Source organism: Desulfosporosinus acididurans, from assembly GCF_001029285.1.
Lineage (GTDB): Bacteria > Bacillota > Desulfitobacteriia > Desulfitobacteriales > Desulfitobacteriaceae > Desulfosporosinus > Desulfosporosinus acididurans.
Genome location: NZ_LDZY01000013.1, coordinates 111,691 through 136,698, shown reverse-complemented (window position 1 = coordinate 136,698; position 25,008 = coordinate 111,691). Strand labels below are relative to the sequence as shown.

Sequence of the window (25,008 nt, the reverse complement as noted above, 5' to 3'; positions counted from 1 at the left end):
ACACGCTCGCCCCCTACGTATTACCGCGGCTGCTGGCACGTAGTTAGCCGGGGCTTCCTCCTTAGGTACCGTCATGTCTCCTCCATATTCCTGAAGAAACCGTTCTTCCCTAAAAACAGTACTTTACAATCCGAAGACCTTCATCATACACGCGGCGTTGCTCCGTCAGACTTTCGTCCATTGCGGAAGATTCCCCACTGCTGCCTCCCGTAGGAGTCTGGGCCGTGTCTCAGTCCCAGTGTGGCCGTTCACCCTCTCAGGCCGGCTACTGATCGTCGCCTTGGTAGGCCTTTACCCCACCAACTAGCTAATCAGACGCGGGTCCATCCATCATCGGCAGCATATTCAGAGGCCGCCTTTCCTTATACGTTGATGCCAACCTATAAGCGTATCCGGTATTAGCCCTCGTTTCCAAGGGTTGTCCCGGTTTGTTGGGTAGGTTACCCACGCGTTACTCACCCGTCCGCCACTAAGATCCTTCTAAGTAAACTTAGAATTCTCTCCGTTCGACTTGCATGTGTTAAGCACGCCGCCAGCGTTCGTCCTGAGCCAGGATCAAACTCTCCAAAAAAGTTATTTCAACTTCCTTAAAGAAGATGATGACTTGCTCATGATTTCATGATTCTTTTGAAACTCTTCCGAGTTTCTCTCATTGGCTGTCTTTGTTGTTTAGTTTTCAAAGACCATGAATTGCTATTATGCTTTTTTAAAGCAGTTAGCAACTTCGAGATGTTTTGTGCCACTTTTGTGGCGCTCAGTTATAGTACCATTATTAGTGTTCTACTGTCAACTATTATTTCACGTAATTTTAAAATATATGCAATCCAATTTATACCATCACTTTGCATCTAATTCTATAACGTTTTTGACACTACCTTCAACAGTCGATTTCTAGTGGCTCAACGAGAAATAATAATAACCCATCTGGCTCGCCGAAGATCATAAAAAAGGCAACCGCTGACACGCATCGTTTTACTCCCAAAAGTATACAACTTGGCCCCTAATAATTGACCTGTAAAATATTAACCTATAAGCAGAGGGAACGTTGAAAGGCCCCATCCTAGTCCAAAAAGAACGCGAAGAAAAATAATTACCGGAACAGGAAGATGAACGGACAAAAACCAGGGCAGTGAAAACTTTCTAACGTCCTTTCGCCAATAACCAAATGGTATATTAAATAAAATCACGAATATCGAAATAAAAAGCCAAATCATAATCTGCTCCTTCGAGAAATTGCCGGTTTTCAATAATCTTTTTTATAAATTATGTTTACGAGATAACTTCTTACAATATACATAAATTATGACTCAAAAAGCAGTAACAGGAGGAGTGTGCTGACGAATGTATCACCGTCCTATAATATTATTAATACGCAAGCCCGTCCTTTTTAGTATCACTATAGTTATAATGTTGGTCATAATCGGTACCGGCACTTTAAAGTTTAAGGCAGCACTTTCGCAGAGCCTTAAAAACAAAGTCATTGTAATTGATCCCGGACACGGAGGCGCTGATCCAGGCGCGCATAATACAGGCGTAAAGGAAAAAGATGTTAATTTAGATGTATCACTTCGACTGCGCAAAGTATTAGAATCCGAAGGATGCACAGTCATTCTAACTCGTGATGTCGATAAAGACTTTTATAATCCCGGTCAATATCAAGGGCGGGCTGCTAAACGCATAGATTTAAATCATAGAATTAGTCTGGCTTCGTCGAATAATGCGGACTTGTTCATCAGTATCCATGCAAATAGTTTCCCAAGACGAAACACTTATGGAATGGAAACCTATTATCATCAAAAATCACCGTCCGGAAAAATCTTAGCTGAGAATATTCAGGAACATCTCACCCAATTGCAGCTTGATAATAAACGAAAAGCAAAAGCAGGTGATTATTACCTGCTTAATCAAACAAAAATGCCCGCAGTTATAGTAGAAGTAGGATTCATTTCTAATCCAAGGGAACGAAAACTTTTATTAACTGGCGACTACCGTGACTCAATTGCCAAGGCAATTGCAGACGGCATTAAAAGCTATTTCGAAACACCTAAAGAAATACGTGAAATTAGTGAAGGCATTCAAAGTGTCACAAGTCAAGAAGGCCCTGCTCCAATAAGTAAGGATACTTATAAGGTCTATTTTTCAAAAGCCAGTCTGGACGGTTTAAGTCCTGAAGAAAGAAGCTTTAACCCTTCAGTTTGGAACAAGTTAACCCTGACTCAAAAAGCAGATCTCATTTTAAAAGACTTGATTAAAGGCCCGACCTCACCCGATCATCTTTCTACGCTTTCACCAAAAACCAAGGTACTTTCAGTCTCTTTAAATAATAATATCCTCAACTTAAACTTCAGCAAGGATATACGCGAAAACTTTTCGGGCAGTGCTTTAGAGGAGGACATTGCCGTTAAATCTATAGTTTGGTCTATGACCCAATTGCCTGGAGTTAAAGGAGTGACTATTTCAATCGAGGGGAATTATGGTGATTCGATCGGTGGCCACGTTATCTTTGATCATATGTTGAATCCTCGCTCGTAATTTTCTTAGATTCACTTTGATCAGCAAAAGCCCGTTAAGTCTATCATTGTAACAATAGTTTCGATTCAACGAGTTTACTCTAAAGATCAAACAGAATCTGTTATATAATATTGTAAATATGTAGGATTCTTTTAAAACAGATATTGCCTTTTCAAACATCTGTAGTATAATAATAGTAGCAAATAGGTTCTGTATAAGAGGAGGCTGAAGCATGCCATTGATTCTATTAAATGATAGTACTCCATCATCGAATAAACCTATTTTGTACCCTCCTACCTGTTCACAATGTCCTGATCGCGGCAACTGCAGCCAATGCATTGCTTTTTGATTTTCTCTTTAAGACACATGCTTAACTCCACTTTTCATACACCTTTTTTATACCCCTTCTTTGTTCAGCCAGCTTTGCTGGCCTTTTTTTGTTCACTTCAAACAGAAAAGCCCGGGGATCTTAAGTTCTTAAGTCTTTTCCCGAGCTTCTGAATTTTTTTATCTTCGTTTAAACCCCCGATGTTCAACTATAGCTGAACGAGTTCACTCCAAGTAGATCATGAATCTGATCTAAACAATTTTGCCACTCTAAAATCGACATGGTCCAATTCTTAAAAGGATTTAGATTAGATATTGGATTGGATCAGCTCACCGTAGGTTCTTGTGGCTGAGCATAGAATTCAATCTCATAACGCTCACTTAACCATTTTGCTTTCCAATCATCTAATAATAAAACGGCATAATTTTCGTCTTTATCTAATACAACCGTACTCATACTTGATTCAGATAACAGCTTAACTGTTTTTTCATTTTTATCAATCCAGCGTACAATTTCGTATGGGAGGTGTTGGATATTCACCTTAACTCCATACTCCTCCCGCAGACGGTATTCTAGGACTTCGAATTGTAATTGCCCTACTACTCCAATAATAGGAGCCTCTACTCCTACATGGAGATCCCGAAAGACATGAATTGCCCCTTCTTCTTGCAATTCCTGAATTCCTTTAATGAATTGTTTGCGTTTCAAAGCATTAGCAATGTTAATACGTGCAAAATTTTCAGGACTGAAGAAGGGCATGGCTTCAAACTGAAGTCCATCTTTTTCGGTTAAGACGTCACCTATGCGCAAAAGACCACTATCATGAACTCCAATAATGTCCCCAGCATAGGCCTCATCAAGAATTGTCCGTTCTTGAGCAAATAATTGCTGCGGCTGAGCAAGTCTAAGTCGGCGGTGAGATCGTGTATGAATAACATTCATCCCTCGTTCATATCGCCCCGAACAGATCCGAATAAAGGCAATCCGGTCACGATGCTGAGCATTCATATTTGCTTGGATTTTAAAAATATATCCTGAAAAGGTTTCGGTCTCCGGTGCCAATATTCCCTGATTGGTACTCCGAGGTTGAGGTGCCGGCGCTAAGTTTAAAAAACTATGGAGGAAATTTGGAACTCCAAAGTTATTAAGCGCACTTCCGAAAAACACAGGAGTAACCTCTCCGCGATCCACACGGTCTTGAGAAAACGTATTCCCTGCTAAGTCTAAAAGTTCAATTTCATCGTGTAATTGTTTAAGCAGGTCTTCCCCAATACCTTCTCGCACAATTGGATCGTTGATGTCCCCAGAAACAGGTGGTTTGGAGCTTTTCTTGCCGCCTCCTGAAGTAAAACGTTCAACCATACCAGTTTGCCGATCATAAATTCCTTTAAAATCCTGGCCCATCCCAATAGGCCAATTCATAGCATAGGATTCAATGCCTAAAACTTTTTCCACTTCATCCATTAAATCAAGAGGGTCTTTGGCTTCGCGATCAAATTTATTGACAAAGGTAAAAATAGGAATGCCTCTTTGCCGGCAGACATGAAACAGCTTTTTAGTTTGGGCCTCAATTCCTTTAGCGGCATCGATTAACATAACTGCACTATCTGCAGCTGTTAAGGTACGATATGTGTCTTCGCTGAAATCTTGGTGCCCCGGGGTATCTAAAATATTAATAACATAACCCTGATATTTGAATTGGAGGGCACTTGAAGTAATGGAAATTCCCCTTTGCCGCTCGAGCTCCATCCAATCTGAAGTAGCATAACGCTCCGCTTTGCGGGCTTTAACAGAGCCGGCCTCATGAATTGCACCTCCGAAGAGAAGCAGTTTTTCTGTTAGAGTAGTCTTACCGGCATCAGGGTGTGATATAATGGCGAAGGTCTTACGAGAACTAATTTCCTCTCTTAAATTCGCTTGATTCAATGTCTTTAACTCCTTAATCTGTTCTACCTTTTTTGAATTACAATTATCACTGGGCTGGCTTCAAGGCAAATAACGAATAAAATTAACCTTTGTCACCCTTAAAGGGTTTTGCAAACAATTTTATGGAATCATCTCAAATTGATATTATATCATGATTTATCAATAATCCTCAAATGAAACTTAATTCGTACAAACTATATATTTCTATTCACTGTACCTATTATTACTTCTTCTATTATCATTACTGTTTTGAAATTTTTACCTTCGATTTAGGTATACAATAAATAAGTGTCCTCAATCTACTTTCCGTGATTGAGGACACTTTCGCTTAACTGCTTTGGAATTCTAAGAAATGATTGTTTCTCTTAACTAAGATTTATTGCGTATGATCTGTTATCCATTGTTGACCGGCATAATTTAAAGGCAAAGTTCTGACATCTTCCCAAACTAGATCTTCAACGCTAAGCATCCTTAAATCAAATTCTTTAAAATACTGGCCACAAAGTTCACAAGTTACTAATTCAACTCCTGGATATTCTTTTGACAGCAAATAGTTTTGTGAACTCGCTTCTTCCCTACCGCATAAAATACATCCGACTCTCATCGTTGGCCATTCCTGGCCACAGAAGATACAGTGCAGCAAGCGCTTTCCATGAGGGGGTATTAACACAGAAATTACGGCATTTTCTCCACAGATAGGACAGCATGTTTCAATCCCTTGCCTTTCCTCTTCTTCTTTCATAAAATTTTGATCTTCTGCCTGAGAAGTGACCGTTAGTCGAGCTAACTGGGCTAAACCACTCAGAGCTAATTGAAGAGTACTTTGAAGCCAAGGTTCTTGAATTCCTCGTCCTTCTTTGAAATTTTGCCAGACGTCCTTCAAGACCGACTCTGGCACTTCCTCTTCCATAACCCGATTTAACCTCGCCCAAAGTTCTAATATCGCTGCTCCCGGCAAATTTACCAAAGGATAGTACGGAGGAGACTCCTCAGGCTTTAGTTTTTTCGACCAAAATGCTCCTCGTTCTTCCTGCCATACTTTGATCTCTCGCTTAAGTAAACGATAAGTTTGATAAGCTTCCTCTATGTCATTTTCCTCTTCTGTGTTTAGCGTCCTTTTTGGCTTATTCATTGACGGTTCTCTCCAATGCTAACAGTTTAAGATCGTTGTCATAATTTTTGTTGTTGGTTTTGAACCCGTTCATACCACAGAGCATGATGAGCGCGAGCAAACTTAGCAGACACATACCCGCTAAACATCCCCGGCAAAGCGGCCCGTGAATCAGGATGTAATACTCCCAAATAAATGTGCCCGAGTGATGCTGCCACCATCATAAACATTGATAAATCATGAACAGGGTATGCCCAACGGACTAACCCGGCAGGAAACCAAGGAGCCATCCACATCACAACTCCGCTTAAGGTGATAAAAAAGGAACCAAAGATCGTAATCAAGGAGTTGATTTTTTCTCCCCCATTATACTTATCCTGTGGAGGATAATCACCATGTCCGCCAAAGAACTCTTTAGGAAATGCCCGAACATGCTGCCAGTCCGATTTCGTAAATTTAAAGACGGATTTCAGCCATTCCCAATGGTGACTGGGATTTCCTACAACAAACATTAAACCTACAATTACTACAAATACGATAGCAGCCCCCCGATGTATCAACCGGGCAATTTGTATGCCTCCGAATACATTCATGATGGGCTGAAATGATGGGTTTAGAATTCCAAGACCCGTGAAAAGTAAAAGAAAAAAAGCAAGAGCATGTACCCAGTGGCTGATTCGCTCACCCTTAGTAAATCGCAGTATTTTAGGTGATTGGCTTTCCTTCTTCTTTGTTTGAGTATTAATGCCCATTAGTCTCCCCCCATTTTATACTCTCTTCGACTCGATGAATTTACTTGAGTTTTAATCGTCTTTAGAACGATATGAACCCTTGACAATATTGGCAAAAACACCGATTACAACTGCAGCTGCCGCTCCTCCCACCGCGATTCCACCTACGGGACGAACAACATCTTTCCAGAGCGTCAAGGAAAGCGGAATCGTCGGATTAACAGGAAGGCCATAGACTTCTGGGCGATCCATGAGAAGATAGACGTAAGTTGTCCCGCCCATTTCCTTTTCTCCATAGAGTTGAGCCTGCGGATGAGTTTTTTGTACTTCGCTGAGACGATTTTTCGCTTGCCCAAGGAGGTCTGAATAATCCCCAAACATTAACGCACCAGTTTGGCACGTTTGCACACAAGCAGGTTTTAAATTGTTTTCGACTCGGTCAATACATCCGGTACATTTAAATGATTTCTGCAGAGTTTGGTCAACCTTCGGAACACCAAAAGGACAGTTTTCGGTGCAATATCCGCAGCCAATACACTTTTTATGATCTATAACGACAAACCCGGATTCGGTCTGCCTGATAGCTTTTGAGGAACATGCCTTTAGGCAAGCCGGATCTCCACAATGAAAACATTGTGCTTTGCGCATCAAGAAATTCATAGTTTGATCTTTATATTTCTCGATAAAGGTTACATAAGTCCATGTCTTTGGACTGAAATCCTTTTGAGTTTGATAGCTTGTGACCAGCTGAGTCTTCTCGGCAGGAAGCTCATTCCATTCCTTGCAGGCAACAGTACAGGCTTTACACCCCGTACATTTCGAAGTATCAACGAGTATCATTTTTCTGGTCATCGCTAAGCCCTCCTTACATTAACTAAGCAGACCTTATACTCTGGTGTTCCCGCTCCGGGATCCAGGGCAGCAATTGTCAACTCATTAGTGCTTGGTCCAGGACTTAGGCTTGCAAATCCCCAGCTCCAAGGCATGCCGATGGTTTCAGTTTCTTTGCCGTTCACCTTATAAGTCTGTAAGCGATCTGTGACAAGAGCTCGTACTGTGACCTTTCCCCGGGCAGAAGAGACTTCAACCATATCGCCTTCTTTGATGCCGATCTTTTGGGCTAAATTTTTACTGAGCTCTGCAAAAGGTTCCGGCATAAGTTCATTGAGCCAGGGGATATTGCGGGTGATTCCTCCGGCACAGAAATGTTCCACAACTCCATACGTTGTTAAAACGTGCGGAAAATCATTGGCTTTACCCATTTTTTGTATTTCAGGAGACGATGAAAGAATTAAAGCTACAGGGCTTTTAGATACCTTTGGATGTAATAGATTATCGGTCGGACTTTCCGTCGGTTCATAGAATTCCGGCATAGGTCCATCGACGCATAACCCCGCAGGGCGCACTCCAATAGCCGGTAAACCATCAGCAGAGGGAACTACCGGTAAACCGCTCATATAATTAGCTGCAAATAACCGCCCTGCACCTTCCGGATTCATTCGAAAACTTTGCTTTCCTTCAGGTGTATCAGGACCCTTCGTCTTGTCGACAACATCCGGGCCATCATTTCCAGACCAAACATTATTGGCTGCATCCCACCAAATTAACTTGCGTTTATCATCAACCGGCTGTCCCTTTTCATCACAGGAGGCGCGGTTATACAGTATACGAATATTTCCCGGCCAAGCAAAACTCCAATCTTTATAAAGCCCTAGCCCGGTAGAATCAGAATTTTTACGTCGTGCCGCCAGATTTCCATTACCAGTTACGCCTGCATATATCCAACAACCCGTAGAGACAGTACCGACTGACGCTTTCAAATAATCTGCCAAGGATTGCGTCAGCTTTCCATTGGTCTCATCATAGCCATTAAGCTCTTGAAGAACTTTTAAAGCACTTGCTTCTTCGCCATAATCCCAGCGAGCGTTCAATATAGGAGCATCTTTGGCGTCTGTACTTCCGTCATAAAGTTTACGAATCCTTTTGAAAAGTGAATCAAGAATTTCCAGATCCGGCTTAGCCTCCCCCAACGGCTTAAGGGCAGCATTTTTCCATTGAATCCAACGAGAAGAATTTGTTAAAGTCCCATCTTTTTCATAAACGAAAGCGGCCGGGAACATAATTACTTCTGTATTGATATCTGCAGGTTTAACCCCGGGCTCTCGCCAAAACTGCGCTGTCTCAACTTCAAAGAGATCAGAAACGACCAGCATATCCAGCTTTGTCAATGCCGAACGAACCAATTGACGATTAGGTATAGAAACTAAGGAATTGGAACCAAAGTTGAAGGCCAATTTAAATTGCCCTTTATCCATCATTTCAAAAAGTTTAACCATTGAAGCATTTACGGAAGGATTAATTTTCGGCAGATAGCTGAAGGCAAAGTCATTATCTTTCCTGGCATGCTCACCAAACCAAGCTTTTAGAAGCGCTACCAAAGGTTTTTCCTGAACAGACCCATTACGGACTTGATAATCTCGAATACTCTGATCCGTATTGATAGGATGCGGTAAATAACCTGGCAAGTTATTAAATAAGTTTGCCATATCCGTTGAGCCTTGGACATTAGGCTCACCACGCAGAGCATTAATTCCTCCGCCTGCCTTGCCGATATTGCCTAATAGTAACTGAATCACAGCGTAGGCTCGAATTCCTTGAGTACCCGTAGTGTGCTGGGTCATACCTAAGGCATAAAGAATTGTTCCCGGCTTTCCTTCACAAAATGTGTCAGCAATTTGTTTTATTTTTACAGCAGGAATCCCGGTTATTTTTTCAGCGGTTTCAAAGGTGTAACGAGAATAATGAGTTTTAAGCTTAGAAAAGACGCTGTCAGGATCCTCAAGAGAATCTGCTTTCAGAGGCTTATTATCAGAACCAAGTTGATACCCCCAACTTGTCACAGCATATTTCCGACTCTTGGCGTCATAACCCGAGAAAACACCGTCCTCAAATTTATAATCCTTCGCTACTTTAAGTAAGGCATTGGTATAATTTAAAACATAATTCCGATCGTATAATTGATTTTCAATAATGTAATTAATTATTGCGCCAAGATACGCAATATCTGTTCCCGGTCTGATTTGAGCAAAGAGGTCTGCCTTGGAAGCAGTCCGAGTGAAACGCGGATCAACGACAATCATCTTGGCTCCCTTTTCCTTCGCCCGATTGATCCACTTCATGGCAATCGGGTGATTTTCCGCGCAGTTGCTGCCGGCAATTAAAAAAACCTCGGCGTTTTGCAAATCAGACCAGGAATTTGTCATCGCACCCCTGCCAAATGAAGGTGACAAACTTGCCACCGTGGGAGCGTGTCATATTCTGGCCTGATGCTCATTATAGGGAGTACCAATAATTCGACAAAACTTGGAAATTAGATATGACTCTTCATTATCCACTTCGGCTGAACCTAAGAAGGCAATTCCTTCAGCACGATTTACGGACAGCAGATCACGTTGTCCCGTTTTAGCATTAATAATCTCATCATTGGCCTTCCAAGTAGCCTCCCTAACTTCTTTTGTTTTTTGAGCCACCCGGTTTAAGGCATCTTCCCAGGAAATTTCTTCCCAGTGATCAGACCCTGGGGCCCGGCGTCTTGGTTTCGTGACCCGATTTGGCGAGTAGGCAACACTCAGTAAGCTCGCAGCTTTAGGGCAAAGAGCTCCTTCATTAGTCGGATGATCCGGATCTCCTTCAAGATGAATCAGCTTTCCCTCTTTAACATATAAGAGCATCCCACATCCACCCGAGCAAAAATGGCATATGCTCGGAATTTTTTTACTTCCCTCAAGTTTCAGGACAAATCCCTTAGCTTCGGCAATCGTCGGATCAAAACCCAAACCCGAAGCCAAGGCAGCAATAGAGAGCCCTGAAAGCTTAAGGAAACCACGGCGAGAAACATCCATACCTTCTTTCCTCCTCTGATTAATCTTTTTATTAAACATACCTACAGCTCTCCACAAAAATTTCAGCAATAGGAAATGCCTAATACGTTTAGTTTAAAGATTATGTTATATTTTCCAATATAGAATATTCCAAATATTCTACCCCTAAGCTTAACTCTCTTTTTCTCCGATGTCTCCATTATGAACATTATGTAAATAAAAAAAAATTTTGTAACCTAAAAAAGGCGTTGTCAACGCATCTATAATTCGTTAACAAGGCCTTTTTAGCATTTTTACTGCGCAGTCCCAAAATACTCGCAGTAGTTTGTTGGTTTGGCAGACTAGACGCTAAATAATTAATCATTGGTTCAGTTGAAATAGTTTTACTGGTCTTCCAACTGTTCCATACTTCAACTCTGTATCTAAAATTTTTCGTAATTCGAGATAATCTAAATAGCGTCGCACAGTAACCCTAGTTAGTCTTACACCTTCTGCAACCGTTTCAGCTGAAACCGGTTCTGCGGTTTCCGATAAAAACGCAAGAATTTGTTTTAAGGTAATAACATTCAAACCTTTGGGTAATCCCTCTTGCTCCATATTGTAAGTCTTTAATTCCACGTTTTTTTTATAAATCTTTTGTTCTCCTTTATGATTACCATCTTCAGAGTCAGGCTCCCTAAACTCATCATCGAAACCACTGTCATCGGCAGGTCTTATCTCTTCTTTCTCGCGAAACCGTTCTTCTTTGCCTTCCCGGGCAACAGTCACTTTGCTCATTTCATCAGCTATATTACTTAACCGTTCTACCATTTGATTAAAAGCAACTGCTAAATCTCCAATTTCCTTGGGTCCCGTCACATTAACTTTTTCTGTAGAATGACCGGTGGCAACATCTCTTGTTCCCAATGTAATTTCTTTTAAGGGCCGGATAATTACCCTCTGAATGAAGAACCAAGTTAAGATGATTACAAAGAAAGCTAAACCCAACCCTAGCAGACTCAGACGTATTAAGGAATTCACAATAAATGATTGTGTGTAGTTTTTAGATATTCCGACATAAAACATGCCAATGATTTCTCCGTTGCTATCGCGAATCGGCTCATAGGCAGTCTGAAATAACTGTCCGACTACATTTGCTTCTCCGAGATACATTTGGCCATTTTTTAAAACTTTTTGGGCAACAGCATCGGAGACTTTCGTTCCAATAGCTCTTTTTCCATTGCCATCACGAACTGTCGTAGCTGTACGAGTATCACCTAGAAATAAAGTAACCGTATCACCTGTCAACTTAGATAAATGATCCACAAGCTCTGTTCGATAAGATAGTTGAACATCTCCTTTGTAGAGAATTCCAGATTTTATTTCCCAAGGTCCCGGAACGCTGTCATTAATAATTTCCATACATGTTTTCAGATCCGTCTCTGCTTTGACAATAGCTGCGTCAACGGCCCGTTCCCTCATATACCAACCAAAAGTGAAAATGAAACTCGCTGTTAACAGAACTAAGGAACCTAACATAAGTAATAAAATTTGATGTTTTAGAGAACGCATGTCAGTCAATCCCTCCTTAGGGAGATATCAATCCCTATATTCTTCGAGATATTTCCACATATACCCTTCTTTTCCAAGTAAGTATTTTTTTACTTCACTTATTTTACGGTGCAGGAATTAAGACCTTCACGTGGAATTGTTAGGTAACAAACGGCATAATAAGGAGGGTGCTAACCGTGTCTTTATTTCAAGTACTCTATGAAGTTCTTAATCAAAATGGCTGGGATTTTGACTTTGACACTAAGAACGAAATTATTAAACTCGAGATTCGAGGGGTTAACGCTAATTTTCATGCTTTCCTCCTCGTTGATGAAGAGCAGGAATCTTTACTTTGTAACACACATATTAATCAAAAAATCCCTTATGCCAAACGTCTCGAAGTATGTGATTTCATGAGTCGTGTCAATTATGAACTCGCGAACGGTAATTTTGAAATGGATATGGATAATGGAGAAATCCGTTTTAGAACCTTCTTGGACCTTGCTGATGCCGAACCCTCCAAGGATCAAATACTTAATATAGTCTGGAATGGAGTTCTCGGTTTTGATACGTATTATCCAGGCTTGATGAAACTTGTTTATGAAAATTATAGTGCCGAAGAAGCCGTTGCCTATTGCAGCGAAGAAAATCGACGAACAGAAGACTGACTACTTTATCTCTATGAGAGACAACATTTAAAAAGAGAGTGGCAATTTTGCCACTCTCTTTACTTTATGCCGCCAAAGGCACAATATAAACAAGCATCATAATAAAATGCACCAAACTGCCTACAGCAATAAAAAGGTGAAATATTTCGTGGAATCCAAATCGTTTAGGAAAAAAGTCAAATATTTTTGTCGCATAAATTACTGCACCTAGGGTGTAGACCACACCACCCACAGCCATAAGGATAATTGCCCCTTCCGGAAGATGGCGAATAAGCTGTAAAAAAGGTACCAAGGCAATCCAGCCAAGAGATACATAAAATGTTGTTGAAACATAACGCGGGGCGTGAATAAGCCATAATTTCAGGATCATTCCAATTAACGCCAAAGTCCAAACTGATATAAGCATAACCCACCGCCAGGAACCATCGAGGCCGAAATAAAAAACCGGTGTGTAAGAACCTGCAATAAGGAAGTAGATAGCAATATGGTCAATCTTTTTTAAGAGAAGCTCCTTTTGCGGTGTTGTTCTGACCCAATGATACACTGAACTTGCTCCATAAAGGGCAATCACACTCAAGCCATATATTGTCATAGTAATCAACTTAGAGATACTGTCTTTACAGTTAATGATCAAGCAAAATAAACCGATAATGGCAGCTATAAATGGAACAAAATGTGTCCAAGTATTAACCGGTTCTTTCATCTTGAAACTCATGTTGAAAGCCTCCCGAACATTTCTTTCTCTTGGTATTTCTTCTATACTTAATTTTAAACCTTATGAAAACCAAAATCAATTACTACGAAAGCGCGTTGATTTGTAAAAAGGGAAGCAATATATATTGTAGCAATAATTACCTGAGTATTTAAAGCCAACTAAGCCATAATAAGAATGTTCCAGTACACAAACACATTTTAAAAGGAGGGTTCCTATCATGGCAGGAGAAAGAAACACAAACACACCAGCAGCTCAAGGCGCTTCACAACAATTAGATCAGTTCAAGTATGAAGTTGCAAATGAAATGGGACTCCAACTAGGTGGTGACCGTACCAGCCGCGAAAATGGTTCTGTTGGCGGTCAAATGACCAAACGTATGATTCAATTCGCTGAAGAACATCTCAAAGGCGGAGCAAAAATCTAACGTTAATCAGTTGCATAGCATCTAACATAAGAAGGATATCGTATGATATCCTTCTTATTAATTTAATTGGAGTAAAGTAAACCAACACTGATCTCAGCATAGCACGAAGTATTTAAAGAGGACCATTAAAAGGAGCTATATGCCCCTATTTAATGGTCCCATCCGTTTCTTCCAAATGCTTTTTCTTTGAAGCCAATTTTGACTTAACATCTTTAATTTGATGAGCAGAAAGTTCTTCGGAATTTTCCTCCAGAAACTCTTCATTTTTATGGATATTTTTTAAGGTTAATTCCAGCTTTTTTAAATCCTCAAATTTATTTTTATTGCCATCATTTCTTGGCATGCTCTTCACCTCGAAACTATTTTGTCCAAAACAAAAGGATTCATGCCAGATAAACAGCTAATGAGATATAGGAATTACAAAAGTCTAGCTCTTTTAATGCCCTTTTCGCCAAATTTTTGGTTAACGGCATCAATTACCTTAGCTAAGGCCTCCAATTTCTCGTCCGACTCTGAAAATAATGAGAGTTGCCTTTCACATTTTGAAGATAAATTATTGATAGTAACTCCGAGCAAGCGTATTGAACTTTTTAGAGAAACATTCCTTAACAGAATGCGAGCTTCTTGGAAGATCTTCTCATCAAGATCCGTGGCTTGATCTAACGTTTGGGAACGCGATACCGTTTTAAAATCATCATAGCGTAGTTTTAGGGTTACGGTTTTACCTTTTAAACCCTCTTTTCGCAGTCGTCGCCCAACATCAACAGCAAGCTCTAATAAAGTAGTCTCCAAAGCGTCCCTATCAATTACATCGACTGAAAAAGTAGTTTCCCGACCGATAGATTTGACATCCCTCTCAGGTTCAATGGGCCGTTCATCAATACCTCGGGCTAACTGATACAGCTGATTTCCTAATACTCCAAATTGCTGAATTAAATATCCCAGCTCTAAATGGCGCAAATCTTTAATCGTTTTAATATTCAATTTATGTAATTGCTCGGAAGTTCTTTGCCCCACTCCCCAAAGTCGTTCTATCGACAGAGGATCCAAAAATTCCTGGATCTTATTGGGTTGAACAAAGACAAAACCATTAGGTTTTTGTAAATCGGAAGCTAATTTTGCCAAAAATTTATTCCAAGCAATACCTACAGAAGCGGTTAAGCAGAGTTCCTCTTTAATGCGTTGTTTAATTTGCCAAGCAATAGAATCTACTGATCCAAATAAGCTTGTAGACCCTGTTACGTCTAAAAAAGCCTCATCTAAAGACAGAGGCTCTACTAATGGCGTATAGGTCAAAAAAATCTCCCGGATCTGTAAAGAGACTTTTTTATATTTCGGCATATTTACTGGTAAAAATATAGCCTGAGGACAACGACGATAGGCTTCTGCCATGGGCATAGCAGAATGTATGCCGAATTTTCGGGCTTCGTAAGACGCTGTTGAAACAACGCTCCGACTATTAGGCTTACCGCCGACAACTACCGGTTTTCCTAATAAGGAGGGATCATCTCGTTGCTCTACTGAGGCATAAAAGGCATCCATATCGACATGGATTAGTTTACGTAAGCCTGTCCAATCTTTACAGGTATCACTATGATTTAAAGGCTTATCGCCAGTTACGCTTGTCACTAGCATCACCTTTCCTAATTTTATATCTCAGCAGGAAGTTTGTTTGCCTTCCATTCTCTAAAACAAACAATGCTGGATAATAGCATAATCAAAGAATCTCTCATGATATAATAAACAGTTATCTTTTCAGGTCCGCTGAAACCAAAACATCCACACCCATAGGGCAGAACATTGCTATAATTAAGAAGGGTTTGGATCAAGAAAAATAAGGAAAGCAGCAATAAGAACGTACTCGAATACTTTCCTTGCCAATTGACCCCTAAAGCTAAACCGGACAAAATTTCCAGCCAAGGAAAGACGATTGCAATTAATAATGCTGCCATCCCCGGCAAAAAGGGGTAATAAGCTAGAATTGTAACTTTAAAAAGATATAAATTCAAAAGTTTTGATCCCCCAGCATATATGTAAATTCCAGCAAGTAACAATCTTAAAAAAATCACATTGCTCCTCCTGTTTCTTGAAAAAACTCTACATAATCGTTAAGGTTTCCAAAGCCCCCGGTAATACCTTTAACTAACTTATGATCATTATACACATAAATTGTGGGTGTTCCTTGTATTTGATATTGTTTTCGCAAGGCCTCATATTTTTGAACATCAACTTTTACAATATTTTTAACTGCAAGTTTTTTAACGGCTTCCTTTAGGTAAGGTTCTGTTTTAATACACTGTTCGCAAATCGGAGAGTAAAAATAAACGTAAAAATTATCACCATTATCAATTTTCTGTTGTAATTGATTGGGACTAATCTCTGTCATCTGGTCTTTTTGAAACATTCGTGACTGCCATGAATAAATCCCAACAGATAACAAGATTCCTACCACGAATATCATAAAAAACAACTTCTTCATTACGCTAAAACATTCCTTTCGCTTCGCGCTTAAGGCAGAAATGCCCATAGGACACTTTCGTCACCGAAACCCCGATGTTTAGCTTTAACTGAACGAGTTCACTCTATAAACCCTCTGTTTCTCATATTAGCTGCGTTACAAAACAAACCCATCCCTGTCTTCATTTTCCTGAAATCAAGTTTTTCATAAAACCCTTCTTTCCCCGGTGCTGCATATAAGATAATGTTACAGTTGGGAAGCAAATCTTTTATAGTGCTCACAATCATCCTTCCTATCCCTCGACCCTGATATGCAGGCAATATTGCCAAATCATACAGAGCGGCCTGATATGTCCCATCGGAAATTACCCGGCCAAAACCAACGAGTTTTTCGTCATCAAACACAAATACTGCTGTATGACTATTCTCAAAGGCCTTCTTATGAATTTCTGGCACATAACTTGCCATTCCAACTAATTTTAAAGTCTGTGCTACATTATCCCAGTTAATATTTGAACAGTTACACTGAACTTTCAAACTCATGTATTTCTCACCTCTGTTTCCCCAAATTGCCGAAATATCAATTAAGGGAATTCCTTATCCTGATATTCAATGAAGATTGTTAAATCCCTCTTTATAGTTAAGGACAAATTTTTCCTGTCCTTATAAAAGGCTTGTCATCATAGGATAGTCTTCGTTTTCAATGACTCCGCCGGTTATTGAATGAAGCCCACTGTACAGAAATGCCGATCTAAAAATGGCAGAAGACCCGAATTTATCCCTAATTATATCGATAGTATTATCAACCTTACGTCGTTTGGCAAAATTCTTGCCAAATAAAGAGGTTTGGTAAAAATCGTTTTGACAGAGTTCGGATACACGCAGTCCCATATGTCTGAGAGGCTGATTATCCCATAATTCATCGAAAAGATTACAAGCTATTTCCCAAATTTCATCGGTACAATCGGTAGCATTAAAAAGCTTGCGCTGATGCGAACAGCTATAAAATTCATTAGTTCGAAAGGATATGGATACCAGCCGGGCTAAAAGATTGGCCTGACGCAGCCGGGCACTTACGGATTCAACAAGAGAAAGCATAACAAGATGAGCATTTCTTCGATCCTCTACATCAAAGGGAATAGTAGTTGAGTTGCCCATACCCTTTACTGCAAAGGAACCACCCTTTCGGACAGGTGAATAATCAAGACCGTTGGCATAATTCCAAATTAGAACCCCGTGGGATTTGAGAAATAGCTTAATCAGTTTCAAGTCAAAATTAGCCAATTCTCCGATCGTTCGAATTCCCCGGGATCTAAGCTTTTTAGAAGTTGCTCTTCCAACCATGAAAAGTTCCTCAATCGGCAGAGGCCACATTTTTGCAGGAACTTCTTGAGGGAAAATAGTATGGACCATATCCGGCTTTTTCAGCTCTCCTGCCATCTTAGCCAATAACTTATTCGTAGAAACTCCAATATTTACGGTAAAACCCAGTTCGTTTCTTATTCGATCCTTGATTTCGTAAGCAGTTTTTATAGGGTCCTTGAAACACAATTCCATTCCGGAAAAATCCAAAAAACATTCATCAACCGAAAAACGTTGGACCACTGGACTATACTCTTGAAGAATCTCAACCATCGCATCACTGCACTGGCGATAAAGGGTATAATTCGGTGGGACAATAATTAACCCTGGACATTTTTGACATGCCGAGTAAAGAGTTTCGCCTGTTTGAATATTAAACTTTTTGGCAGGTATTGATTTTGTAAGCACTATGCCATGACGGGTACTTGGATCACCGCCGACGACTGCTGGAACTGTCCGTAAATCGAGTGAATCACCCTGTTGAAGACGAAACGAAGCTTCCCAAGATAGGTAGGCAGAATTTGCATCAATATGAAAAACGTAGTTTTTGGCCATTATTATAACACCACCCATTAATTTAGAGCCTACCACGAATAGCACATTTATTTGTCTTAGTCGAACCTATGTTCTAATTATAACCATGCGCAATGGAAATATCAACAGCAGAGTGCTTTGAGCCGGAGGTTGACATGGAAAGAATAAACGTTTAGTATTTTTTATAACAATTAAGGAAAAGAGGCATATATAGTGGAACAGCTAATACCAACCAGAGAACAAGCCTATGATATTTTAACGAAATATAATAAGAGTGACAGCCTGATTACCCATGCTCTCTCTGTGGAAGCTGTAATGCTTCATTTTGCCGATATACTTGGCGAACCTGAAAAAGAAAAGTGGGGCATTATCGGATTATTGCATGATGTTGATTATGAAATGTATCCCGAGCAGCACTGCCTAAAAGCTAAAGAGCTGCTAACAGAACACAACTTGCCTGAAGACTATATCCATGCAGTACAAAGTCATGGTTGGGGTCTATGCTGTGACGTTGAACCTATTCACACAATGGAAAAGATATTATTCACTATTGATGAATTAACTGGCCTAATCGCTGCCACAGCCCTCTTGCGGCCAAGCAAAAGCATTCTTGATCTTGAAGTTAAATCGGTTAAAAAGAAGTGGAAGCAAAAAAGCTTTGCCGCCGGAGTAAACCGCGAAGTCATTGAACAAGGCGCAAAAATGTTAGGCATGGAACTAGACTATATTATCGGAGAGACTATCAAGGGGATGCAAAGTGCGGCAGAAGCTATTGGCTTAAAAGGACAGCTTTAGGATTATTATATATATCACGTATATATCCCGCACAGCTCATAATTTCAGACTCCATTTCAGAGACCTTTTGATTAAAAAAACTAAAACAAAGCCATGCATAAATAGTGGTTTAAATCATCCACTTAAATGCATGGTTTTATTTATGAAAAAGCATAACAAGAAAGCAAAAAGATTCATGGCCTTTTCATGAATCTTTTATAAAGCGAGCAATATTATCACATTCTTATTCTGATAAAATAATCCTTATACTAAAAGTATCTTACTTGTCCCCTTCTTCCGGGACAATACAAATCATTGAAAACAATTCCCCGCCTCGATTGGAAAATTGGTGAAGAGCGTTTTCCGGAACATAAGCGTAAGAACCTGCCTCAACTTCATGATCTACCCCATCGAGATGAAGAATTCCCTTCCCCCGGACAATATAGTTAATATGAGGCCAAGGGTGACTATGTTTAGGAGTATATCCTTCTGCTTCCAGATCAAAAAGCCGCATAACATACCCTTCCCAGCCTTCACGCGGGGATACAAGCACTTTTTTATAGACATTTTTTACGGCATCACCTTCAAGTTTAATTCTCAAAGCATCTTTTTCTTGAGCAACAATCATGAGATCTCCTCCTCAAATATTCTGATCTTCTACTAGATTCTACCTTTGAGTTTGAATTCCTCTATAAGCTTAAAACATTGGCTGTATTTTCTATAATACTTCGAAGATTCCCCGTCCAAGGCAACTTCCAATGGTTTGTCTTTAAACTACAATTATGCTATAAGTTAATTATCCTTGGAGAATTTTTCGCAAATATTATAGTCAATACTATGTTTACACAAATTTTACCCCTAAAAACCTTTGTTCCTTTGTTTTTCACAAACTTACCTTAGCTGCTTTTGCAATTCACTGTGACTTGAATGGGAGGAATATCATGAACAAAATGTACACTTCAAAGGAAATCAGCAACTATACTTCAGACCTGAACGCTGATTTCGGCGAACCTAAGACTATACTCTATCCCTATCACATCGTCTGTCAGGAATGTAATAAAACCATCTTTTTTTCTGGAATAACTGATCAAAAAACTTACGTACTTTGTGATCGATGTGCACATCTTCAGTGATAATTCTAGATCACTGGCTCTAGTTGAGTTCTGACAAAACTAATAAATTCCCTTGCAGCAAACTTCAGGTAAGTATTCCTCCGCCAAATGAATGCCAAGTAACGAGGAATACCAGGCGGTGCCAAAGGGATAACCTTTATACGCGAAGAATCCAAGTTTTTGCATATACTATCCGGCAAAAAAGCGACTCCTAGGTTGTCGGCTACCATTTCACTAATAAAATCCCATTGCGAACTTTCATAAAGCACGTTGGGATTAAAGCCTGCTTTCTGGCAGGCTTCCTTTATGTGATAGTATAGGGCAAAGTTTTCTGGATAAAAAATAAACGTTTCTTCTTTCAATTCTTCTAAGCTCACTTCATGACTGCTTGCTAAGTGGTGTTTCGGATGGACCAGTAACTTCAAATGCTCTTCGACGACTGGAAGACATTCAAAAACGTCTTCACTAACGGGCAAAACGACGATTCCCAGATCAATATCACCTGCGGAAATAGAATGTTCAACTTCTCGCGCACCATTTTCCAAAATCTGAATCGTTATGTGCGGATGCAGTTTCTGAAATTCCGCTATAATCCTTGAAATAAAGTTATAACCAATCATAGGGAGAAGACCCATTCTTATATATCCTTTTCGAACTTGCCGTACGTCGTCTAATTCGGCTTCGAGGCTTTCCATGGATTGAACAATGTTTAGCGCATGTCTGTAGACGACTTCTCCTATATCGGTTAGTTCAACTTTTTTAGTTGTCCGTTCTAACAAAGTGGCTCCCAATTCGTCTTCCATACCTTTGATCATCTTACTGATAGTAGGCTGAGTAATATGAAGGGATTCCCCTGCCTTAGAAAAACCCTTGCGCTTTACAACCTCAGCGAAATAAACTAATTGGCGAATATCCATCGATATATCCTCCTCTTGGTTTCGTTTATATAGATAAAGGGAATCATTTATATGCTATATTTATTTATTCGTCTTGGCAATAAATTATATTCCAACTATGTATTTCACTTATGTATGAAAAGGATTTAAAATAAATACAGAAACCAGGAGATGATAGATATAGTAAAGCAAGGAATACTTTACTATAATTTACAAACAAACATTATCAAGTAATTAACGTTTGGTATGTAGAAAAAAGGAGGGTATATATAATGAAAAAACAGCTTTTAATGTACGTCATGGGTTGCCCTGTATATGTTGACGTTAAGGAATCGAAGGAAACATTAGCCAATATTGCAGCGAAGTGAATAAAAACGGCCCTAACTTGAAGGCCGCAGGTATTTACTCCAGAGGAATAACATGCACAAAAAAGCCGGGCTTATTGAGCCTGACTTTTTTTGTGCATTCGTTAGAATTTCCTGTGCTGAGTTAGCAGAGCAACTACCTTGACATTCTTCACATAGCAGCTATGATATGTTTAAAGCTTTACTACCAAAAGAACGTTAATATTGCAGTGAAAGGACGAACTAACCCCTATGAATGTAAAAATTTTCACTTCCCCCGACCCAAGAATTTTGGAAAAAGAAATTAATCAATGGTTAGAGGATAACAGTTGGGTTAAAGTTGTTAATATTGCTCAAAGTACAGGATCAACAACTGTAATTTCAATTTGGTATAATGAACCCAATGTTCCTATCCTTGGCTAATATAGTCTTTTATCTTACTTAAATGTTCACTCTTGCTTGCTCATTATGAGCTATGTACTGTATCTACATTATGAAAGTTATTTCATTTGCTATTAATTCTAGTATTTCAAAGGAGAAGTTTAGGCCTATTTTGCCTAAACTTCTCCTTTATATTTATACTCAGATAAATCATCCCAAAGTCATCCCTACCGCATCAAAACTCATAGTTTTAGGAAATACTAACTTTATACTATGCGTGAATAGTTTTAACGAAGGGATGGTCAGTTATGAAAGTTTCCCTCTTTGCCACCTGTCTGGCGAATGCTCTTTATCCAGACGTTGATCTGACGATGGCAAAAATTCTCACATACTTGGGGCATACCGTTGATGTGCCCGATGGACAAGCCTGCTGCGGGCAAATTGCCTTTAATTCCGGTTATTTCGATGATGCGCGGGAGGTAGCTCGTACACTTATTGATGCCTTTGAGAAGAGCGAAGTTGTCGTCGGACCGAGTGGATCATGCATAGCTATGATTCATCATTACTATCCATTTCTTTTTGAAAATGATCCAGTCTATCTTGCTAAGGCTGAAGACTTGATTCACAAAAGCTATGAATTTACTCAATTCATTGTTGATGTCTTGCAGAAACCCGATTTAGGGGCCAAATATAAGGCCAAAGCCACCTATCATCCTTCCTGTCATGCCACCCGGCTTTTAGAAATCAAGGATGCTCCCCTTACCCTGATTGAACATGTCCAAGATCTTGAACTTCTTCCTTTGCCTGAATCCCAATTGTGTTGTGGTTTTGGCGGGACCTTTTCGGTCAAGATGCCAAAAATTTCCGAAGCCATGGTCGCAGAAAAAGCGGAACACGTTTTAGAGTCAGGAGCTGATTTACTGCTTGGTCTGGATCTGGGCTGCCTCATGAATATCTCCGGTTATCTGGAGAAAATCAATAAACCGATTAAAACCATGCATATTATTCAGTTACTTGGGGAGGGAATGAAGAATGTCCACATATAAACCTATCGTTGAAAAACGAGTCGATAATGCTCTAACCAACAACTTTTTGCGTAAAGCGACTCGGCGAGCCACAGACCGTTTGCGCCATAACAAATACAATGCAGCAGATGAGCTGGGAGATTGGGAGAAGTGGCGCTTGGCCGGGGATACAATTCGTTCTCATGTTATTGCCAATTTGGACTATTATCTCCAACAACTCATAACACAAGTCGAAAAAAACGGGGGCCACGTCCATCTTGCCCAAACCCCTTCTGAAGCCGTTGACATAGTGAGCAGGATTGCCCGCGACCATGGCGCCCAAACAATTATTAAATCGAAATCCATGGTTTCCGAAGAAATTCATCTTAACAAAGTCTTAGAAAAGGACGGCATCAGTGTTGTTGAGACAGACTTGGGAGAATACATACTACAAGTTGCCGGAGAAGTACCTTCTCATATTATCGTTCCTGCTATGCATAAAACCCGCCAACAAGTCGCCGAAATCTTTGAACCTCTCGCTGGCCGCCCTCTTAGTTCAGATACACCCACCCTCACACGGTTTGTGCGGCAGCAAATGCGTCAAAAATTCTTACAGGGTGATATTGGCATCACCGGGTGTAATTTTGCCGTCGCTGAGACAGGCAGTATCACAATGGTTACTAATGAAGGAAACGGGCGCATGGTAAGCACCCTGCCCCGTGTCCAGATTACCCTTATGGGGATGGAGCGCATTGTACCCTCCTTCCGTGAACTCAGCGTCCTGCTGAATCTCCTCGGCCGCAGTGCGACAGGGCAGCGTCTTTCAAGTTATACGACAATCCTTACGCCTCCCAAGCAATCAACCGATCCTGATGGACCAGAAGAATTTCATCTGGTCATTTTAGATCATAACCGTTCTGAAATTCTTGGTGATCCTACCTTCCGCCAGTCCTTAAAATGTATTCGCTGCGGAGCCTGTTTTAACGTTTGCCCCGTTTACCGCCAAATTGGAGGACATGCATATGGATCTGTTTATGCGGGACCGATAGGTTCTGTCATTACGCCCCTTTTGGAAAATGATTGGGAAAAATGGGGGCATCTGCCTTACTTTTCTTCTCTTTGCGGTGCCTGTACCGAAGCCTGTCCCGTGCGTATTCCTCTTCATGACCTTCTGGTTAAACTCAGAGCCCGTAAGACTATGACAGGGCATACTCCGCAAATTGAAAAACGAATATTCCAGGCCTATCGTTATATGTTTACGCATGAAAAAACCTTGCGCCAGGCTCTGCGTCTAGGTGCGAGATTTCAGTTTCCCTTTGTACAGCGTGACCGGATTGTCAGCGGTCCGCCTCCTCTCTCCAATTGGACCAAAAGCAAGACCTTGCCAAAAGTCGCCTCCAAATCCTTTATGTACCTATGGGCCGAAGCAAAGCACAAAGGGACTATCCCTACTCCCAACTCTAAAGAGTAAGTCGAGGTGAGATCAAATGACCAACACAAACGATTTTATTAGTCTCCTGGCCTCAAAACTTGGGCGCTCTACTCCCCAATCAGCTCCAGAACCGGTGGCTTTCAACGTTCCTTCTTTCCAAGTCTCAAGCCAAGAGCGGGTAAGAACCTTTCTAGATAATTGGCAAGCTTTAGGTGGTAAAGGAGCCATTGTGAAATCACCGGATGAAGCGATCCGATGTCTCCAAGAATGGTTCGGCGATCTTTCCTTTGATCAAACCACTAATCAAGGAAGGATAGTAAGCTGGAACTTGCTCCCCGCATTTGCTGAATCCGCGTTTACAACCTTAAACTGGCCGCTGGCCCGCTATTCACAAGCGGCCCCCTCCCCTCAAGACCGACACCAATTAGCTGCGCAGGCCGAGCTTGGCGTAACGGGAGCGGACTGGGGGGTTGCTCTCTCCGGCAGCATCGTAACCAGCAGCAATCCTCAGCGGGGACGGGCCGTCAGCTTACTTCCTCCCCGCCACCTGACGATTATGGAAACGTCAAAAATCAGAAATACTATTGCTGAAATCCTTTCTGAAGTTTCTGTCTTGGAGAACCCACCGGCAGCGCTGGAGTTTATTACAGGGCCCAGCAGGACCTCGGATATTGAAATGGATCTGTCCATTGGTGTACATGGTCCGATAGAAGTCTACGTTCTTCTCATTAATGATTCTGAGGACACAGCTTCAAATTCAGGTGACTGATCACAATGGTTCGCAAAAGCGCCTGGCCCGACAATTGCAATCGCACTGAAGGTTGGACTCTAGGTCCACCGAAATTAGCCAAATTAGCCTGAAAAACGCCTATTAATGGTATGCTTCC

Annotated in this window: 24 protein-coding genes and 1 rRNA gene; 9 read left to right on the top strand and 16 right to left on the bottom strand. The window is 40.7% G+C overall.

The window, feature by feature from the left end; all coding sequences use genetic code 11:
- Positions 1-571 (bottom strand): 16S ribosomal RNA (locus DEAC_RS23955); the annotation flags it as partial.
- Positions 572-1,407: 836 nt separating this feature from the next.
- On the opposite strand from DEAC_RS23955, the gene DEAC_RS17455 reads away from it, so the two are divergent.
- Entirely contained in the window at positions 1,408-2,532 is a 1,125-nt protein-coding gene (locus DEAC_RS17455; RefSeq protein ID WP_242847189.1) for an N-acetylmuramoyl-L-alanine amidase, read from the top strand.
- A gap of 631 nt (positions 2,533-3,163) precedes the next feature.
- Here the strand turns inward: DEAC_RS17455 and DEAC_RS17450 are convergent.
- The 6 genes from DEAC_RS17450 to DEAC_RS17420 all read right to left on the bottom strand — a co-directional run bounded on the left by DEAC_RS17450 (position 3,164) and on the right by DEAC_RS17420 (position 12,039).
- Positions 3,164-4,765, bottom strand: a complete 1,602-nt coding sequence (locus DEAC_RS17450) for a peptide chain release factor 3 (protein ID WP_047811351.1) — start codon at positions 4,763-4,765, stop codon at positions 3,164-3,166.
- 376 nt (positions 4,766-5,141) lie between these two features.
- Positions 5,142-5,897 carry a formate dehydrogenase accessory protein FdhE domain-containing protein gene (locus DEAC_RS17445; RefSeq protein WP_047811350.1) on the bottom strand — a complete coding sequence of 252 codons (756 nt, stop codon included), beginning with the start codon at positions 5,895-5,897 and terminating at the stop codon, positions 5,142-5,144.
- Positions 5,898-5,935: 38 nt separating this feature from the next.
- The gene (locus DEAC_RS17440; protein ID WP_047811349.1) at positions 5,936-6,628 is read right to left on the bottom strand and encodes a formate dehydrogenase subunit gamma; all 693 of its coding nucleotides are present in this window, start codon (positions 6,626-6,628) and stop codon (positions 5,936-5,938) included.
- 51 nt (positions 6,629-6,679) lie between these two features.
- A complete protein-coding gene (locus tag DEAC_RS17435) occupies positions 6,680-7,459 on the bottom strand; it encodes a 4Fe-4S dicluster domain-containing protein (protein ID WP_047811348.1) in 780 nt (259 codons plus the stop codon).
- A gap of 2 nt (positions 7,460-7,461) precedes the next feature.
- Complete coding sequence (gene fdnG / locus DEAC_RS17430; protein ID WP_083996258.1) at positions 7,462-10,509, bottom strand: formate dehydrogenase-N subunit alpha; 3,048 nt, start codon at positions 10,507-10,509, stop codon at positions 7,462-7,464.
- A gap of 339 nt (positions 10,510-10,848) precedes the next feature.
- Positions 10,849-12,039, bottom strand: coding sequence for a cache domain-containing protein (locus DEAC_RS17420; RefSeq protein WP_047811345.1), 1,191 nt, complete (start codon positions 12,037-12,039; stop codon positions 10,849-10,851).
- Positions 12,040-12,215: 176 nt separating this feature from the next.
- On the opposite strand from DEAC_RS17420, the gene DEAC_RS17415 reads away from it, so the two are divergent.
- Complete coding sequence (locus tag DEAC_RS17415) at positions 12,216-12,686, top strand: YbjN domain-containing protein (protein ID WP_047811344.1); 471 nt, start codon at positions 12,216-12,218, stop codon at positions 12,684-12,686.
- A gap of 64 nt (positions 12,687-12,750) precedes the next feature.
- On the opposite strand, the gene trhA is transcribed toward DEAC_RS17415, so the two are convergent.
- Positions 12,751-13,401, bottom strand: a complete 651-nt coding sequence (gene trhA, locus DEAC_RS17410) for a PAQR family membrane homeostasis protein TrhA (RefSeq protein WP_047811343.1) — start codon at positions 13,399-13,401, stop codon at positions 12,751-12,753.
- Between the two features lie 217 nt (positions 13,402-13,618).
- Here trhA and DEAC_RS17405 point away from each other — a divergent pair, with 217 nt between their 5' ends.
- On the top strand, positions 13,619-13,825 hold the full coding sequence (locus tag DEAC_RS17405; protein ID WP_047811342.1) for an alpha/beta-type small acid-soluble spore protein: 207 nt from the start codon (positions 13,619-13,621) through the stop codon (positions 13,823-13,825).
- Positions 13,826-13,970: 145 nt separating this feature from the next.
- On the opposite strand, the gene DEAC_RS17400 is transcribed toward DEAC_RS17405, so the two are convergent.
- From DEAC_RS17400 to DEAC_RS17375, 6 genes are all read right to left on the bottom strand, one after another.
- Positions 13,971-14,168, bottom strand: coding sequence for a hypothetical protein (locus tag DEAC_RS17400; RefSeq protein WP_047811341.1), 198 nt, complete (start codon positions 14,166-14,168; stop codon positions 13,971-13,973).
- A 74-nt stretch (positions 14,169-14,242) separates the two neighbouring features.
- Positions 14,243-15,454 carry a DNA polymerase IV gene (gene dinB / locus DEAC_RS17395; RefSeq protein WP_427846273.1) on the bottom strand — a complete coding sequence of 404 codons (1,212 nt, stop codon included), beginning with the start codon at positions 15,452-15,454 and terminating at the stop codon, positions 14,243-14,245.
- A 20-nt stretch (positions 15,455-15,474) separates the two neighbouring features.
- Positions 15,475-15,894: a MauE/DoxX family redox-associated membrane protein gene (locus DEAC_RS17390; RefSeq protein ID WP_047811340.1), complete on the bottom strand. Its 420-nt coding sequence runs from the start codon at positions 15,892-15,894 to the stop codon at positions 15,475-15,477.
- Complete coding sequence (locus tag DEAC_RS17385; protein WP_242847188.1) at positions 15,891-16,229, bottom strand: thioredoxin family protein; 339 nt, start codon at positions 16,227-16,229, stop codon at positions 15,891-15,893. Before DEAC_RS17385 ends, DEAC_RS17390 begins: the two co-directional genes overlap by 4 nt.
- A gap of 173 nt (positions 16,230-16,402) precedes the next feature.
- On the bottom strand, positions 16,403-16,825 hold the full coding sequence (locus DEAC_RS17380) for a GNAT family N-acetyltransferase (protein WP_047811339.1): 423 nt from the start codon (positions 16,823-16,825) through the stop codon (positions 16,403-16,405).
- 120 nt (positions 16,826-16,945) lie between these two features.
- Positions 16,946-18,199, bottom strand: coding sequence for a Y-family DNA polymerase (locus tag DEAC_RS17375; protein WP_047811338.1), 1,254 nt, complete (start codon positions 18,197-18,199; stop codon positions 16,946-16,948).
- A 192-nt stretch (positions 18,200-18,391) separates the two neighbouring features.
- Here DEAC_RS17375 and DEAC_RS17370 point away from each other — a divergent pair, with 192 nt between their 5' ends.
- Positions 18,392-18,973 (top strand): HDIG domain-containing metalloprotein, encoded by a 582-nt coding sequence (locus tag DEAC_RS17370; RefSeq protein ID WP_047811337.1) that lies wholly within the window; start codon positions 18,392-18,394, stop codon positions 18,971-18,973.
- Positions 18,974-19,232: 259 nt separating this feature from the next.
- Here the strand turns inward: DEAC_RS17370 and DEAC_RS17365 are convergent, their stop codons facing one another.
- Positions 19,233-19,580, bottom strand: a complete 348-nt coding sequence (locus DEAC_RS17365; RefSeq protein WP_047811336.1) for a cupin domain-containing protein — start codon at positions 19,578-19,580, stop codon at positions 19,233-19,235.
- Positions 19,581-19,893: 313 nt separating this feature from the next.
- Between DEAC_RS17365 and DEAC_RS17360 the strand changes: the two genes are divergently transcribed.
- Complete coding sequence (locus tag DEAC_RS17360) at positions 19,894-20,085, top strand: hypothetical protein (RefSeq protein WP_047811335.1); 192 nt, start codon at positions 19,894-19,896, stop codon at positions 20,083-20,085.
- 5 nt (positions 20,086-20,090) lie between these two features.
- Here DEAC_RS17360 and DEAC_RS17355 read toward each other — a convergent pair whose 3' ends face one another.
- Positions 20,091-20,981 (bottom strand): LysR family transcriptional regulator, encoded by an 891-nt coding sequence (locus DEAC_RS17355; protein ID WP_047811334.1) that lies wholly within the window; start codon positions 20,979-20,981, stop codon positions 20,091-20,093.
- A gap of 575 nt (positions 20,982-21,556) precedes the next feature.
- Here DEAC_RS17355 and DEAC_RS23945 point away from each other — a divergent pair.
- From DEAC_RS23945 to DEAC_RS17340, 4 genes are all read left to right on the top strand, one after another.
- Positions 21,557-21,727 carry a hypothetical protein gene (locus DEAC_RS23945; protein ID WP_172408182.1) on the top strand — a complete coding sequence of 57 codons (171 nt, stop codon included), beginning with the start codon at positions 21,557-21,559 and terminating at the stop codon, positions 21,725-21,727.
- Between the two features lie 266 nt (positions 21,728-21,993).
- Entirely contained in the window at positions 21,994-22,731 is a 738-nt protein-coding gene (locus tag DEAC_RS17350; protein WP_047811333.1) for a (Fe-S)-binding protein, read from the top strand.
- Positions 22,718-24,160 carry a LutB/LldF family L-lactate oxidation iron-sulfur protein gene (locus tag DEAC_RS17345; RefSeq protein ID WP_047811332.1) on the top strand — a complete coding sequence of 481 codons (1,443 nt, stop codon included), beginning with the start codon at positions 22,718-22,720 and terminating at the stop codon, positions 24,158-24,160. The genes DEAC_RS17350 and DEAC_RS17345 overlap by 14 nt, the downstream gene beginning before the upstream one ends.
- A gap of 16 nt (positions 24,161-24,176) precedes the next feature.
- On the top strand, positions 24,177-24,890 hold the full coding sequence (locus tag DEAC_RS17340; RefSeq protein ID WP_047811331.1) for a LutC/YkgG family protein: 714 nt from the start codon (positions 24,177-24,179) through the stop codon (positions 24,888-24,890).
- The last annotated feature ends 118 nt before the right edge of the window (positions 24,891-25,008 follow it).

Excerpts from the sequence above, each read along its gene's own strand:
- DEAC_RS17340 (WP_047811331.1), top strand. The coding sequence starts at position 24,177 with ATGACCAACACAAACGATTTTATTAGTCTCCTGGCCTCAAAACTTGGG.
- DEAC_RS17345 (WP_047811332.1), top strand. The coding sequence starts at position 22,718 with ATGTCCACATATAAACCTATCGTTGAAAAACGAGTCGATAATGCTCTA.
- trhA (WP_047811343.1), bottom strand. The coding sequence starts at position 13,401 with ATGAGTTTCAAGATGAAAGAACCGGTTAATACTTGGACACATTTTGTT.
- DEAC_RS17380 (WP_047811339.1), bottom strand. The coding sequence starts at position 16,825 with ATGAGTTTGAAAGTTCAGTGTAACTGTTCAAATATTAACTGGGATAAT.
- DEAC_RS23945 (WP_172408182.1), top strand. The coding sequence starts at position 21,557 with ATGAATGTAAAAATTTTCACTTCCCCCGACCCAAGAATTTTGGAAAAA.
- DEAC_RS17405 (WP_047811342.1), top strand. The coding sequence starts at position 13,619 with ATGGCAGGAGAAAGAAACACAAACACACCAGCAGCTCAAGGCGCTTCA.
- DEAC_RS17350 (WP_047811333.1), top strand. The coding sequence starts at position 21,994 with ATGAAAGTTTCCCTCTTTGCCACCTGTCTGGCGAATGCTCTTTATCCA.
- DEAC_RS17445 (WP_047811350.1), bottom strand. The coding sequence starts at position 5,897 with ATGAATAAGCCAAAAAGGACGCTAAACACAGAAGAGGAAAATGACATA.
- DEAC_RS17440 (WP_047811349.1), bottom strand. The coding sequence starts at position 6,628 with ATGGGCATTAATACTCAAACAAAGAAGAAGGAAAGCCAATCACCTAAA.
- DEAC_RS17400 (WP_047811341.1), bottom strand. The coding sequence starts at position 14,168 with ATGCCAAGAAATGATGGCAATAAAAATAAATTTGAGGATTTAAAAAAG.
- DEAC_RS17385 (WP_242847188.1), bottom strand. The coding sequence starts at position 16,229 with ATGTTTCAAAAAGACCAGATGACAGAGATTAGTCCCAATCAATTACAA.
- DEAC_RS17435 (WP_047811348.1), bottom strand. The coding sequence starts at position 7,459 with ATGACCAGAAAAATGATACTCGTTGATACTTCGAAATGTACGGGGTGT.
- DEAC_RS17365 (WP_047811336.1), bottom strand. The coding sequence starts at position 19,580 with ATGATTGTTGCTCAAGAAAAAGATGCTTTGAGAATTAAACTTGAAGGT.
- DEAC_RS17455 (WP_242847189.1), top strand. The coding sequence starts at position 1,408 with ATGTTGGTCATAATCGGTACCGGCACTTTAAAGTTTAAGGCAGCACTT.
- DEAC_RS17375 (WP_047811338.1), bottom strand. The coding sequence starts at position 18,199 with ATGGCCAAAAACTACGTTTTTCATATTGATGCAAATTCTGCCTACCTA.
- DEAC_RS17355 (WP_047811334.1), bottom strand. The coding sequence starts at position 20,981 with ATGGATATTCGCCAATTAGTTTATTTCGCTGAGGTTGTAAAGCGCAAG.
- DEAC_RS17420 (WP_047811345.1), bottom strand. The coding sequence starts at position 12,039 with ATGCGTTCTCTAAAACATCAAATTTTATTACTTATGTTAGGTTCCTTA.
- DEAC_RS17360 (WP_047811335.1), top strand. The coding sequence starts at position 19,894 with ATGAACAAAATGTACACTTCAAAGGAAATCAGCAACTATACTTCAGAC.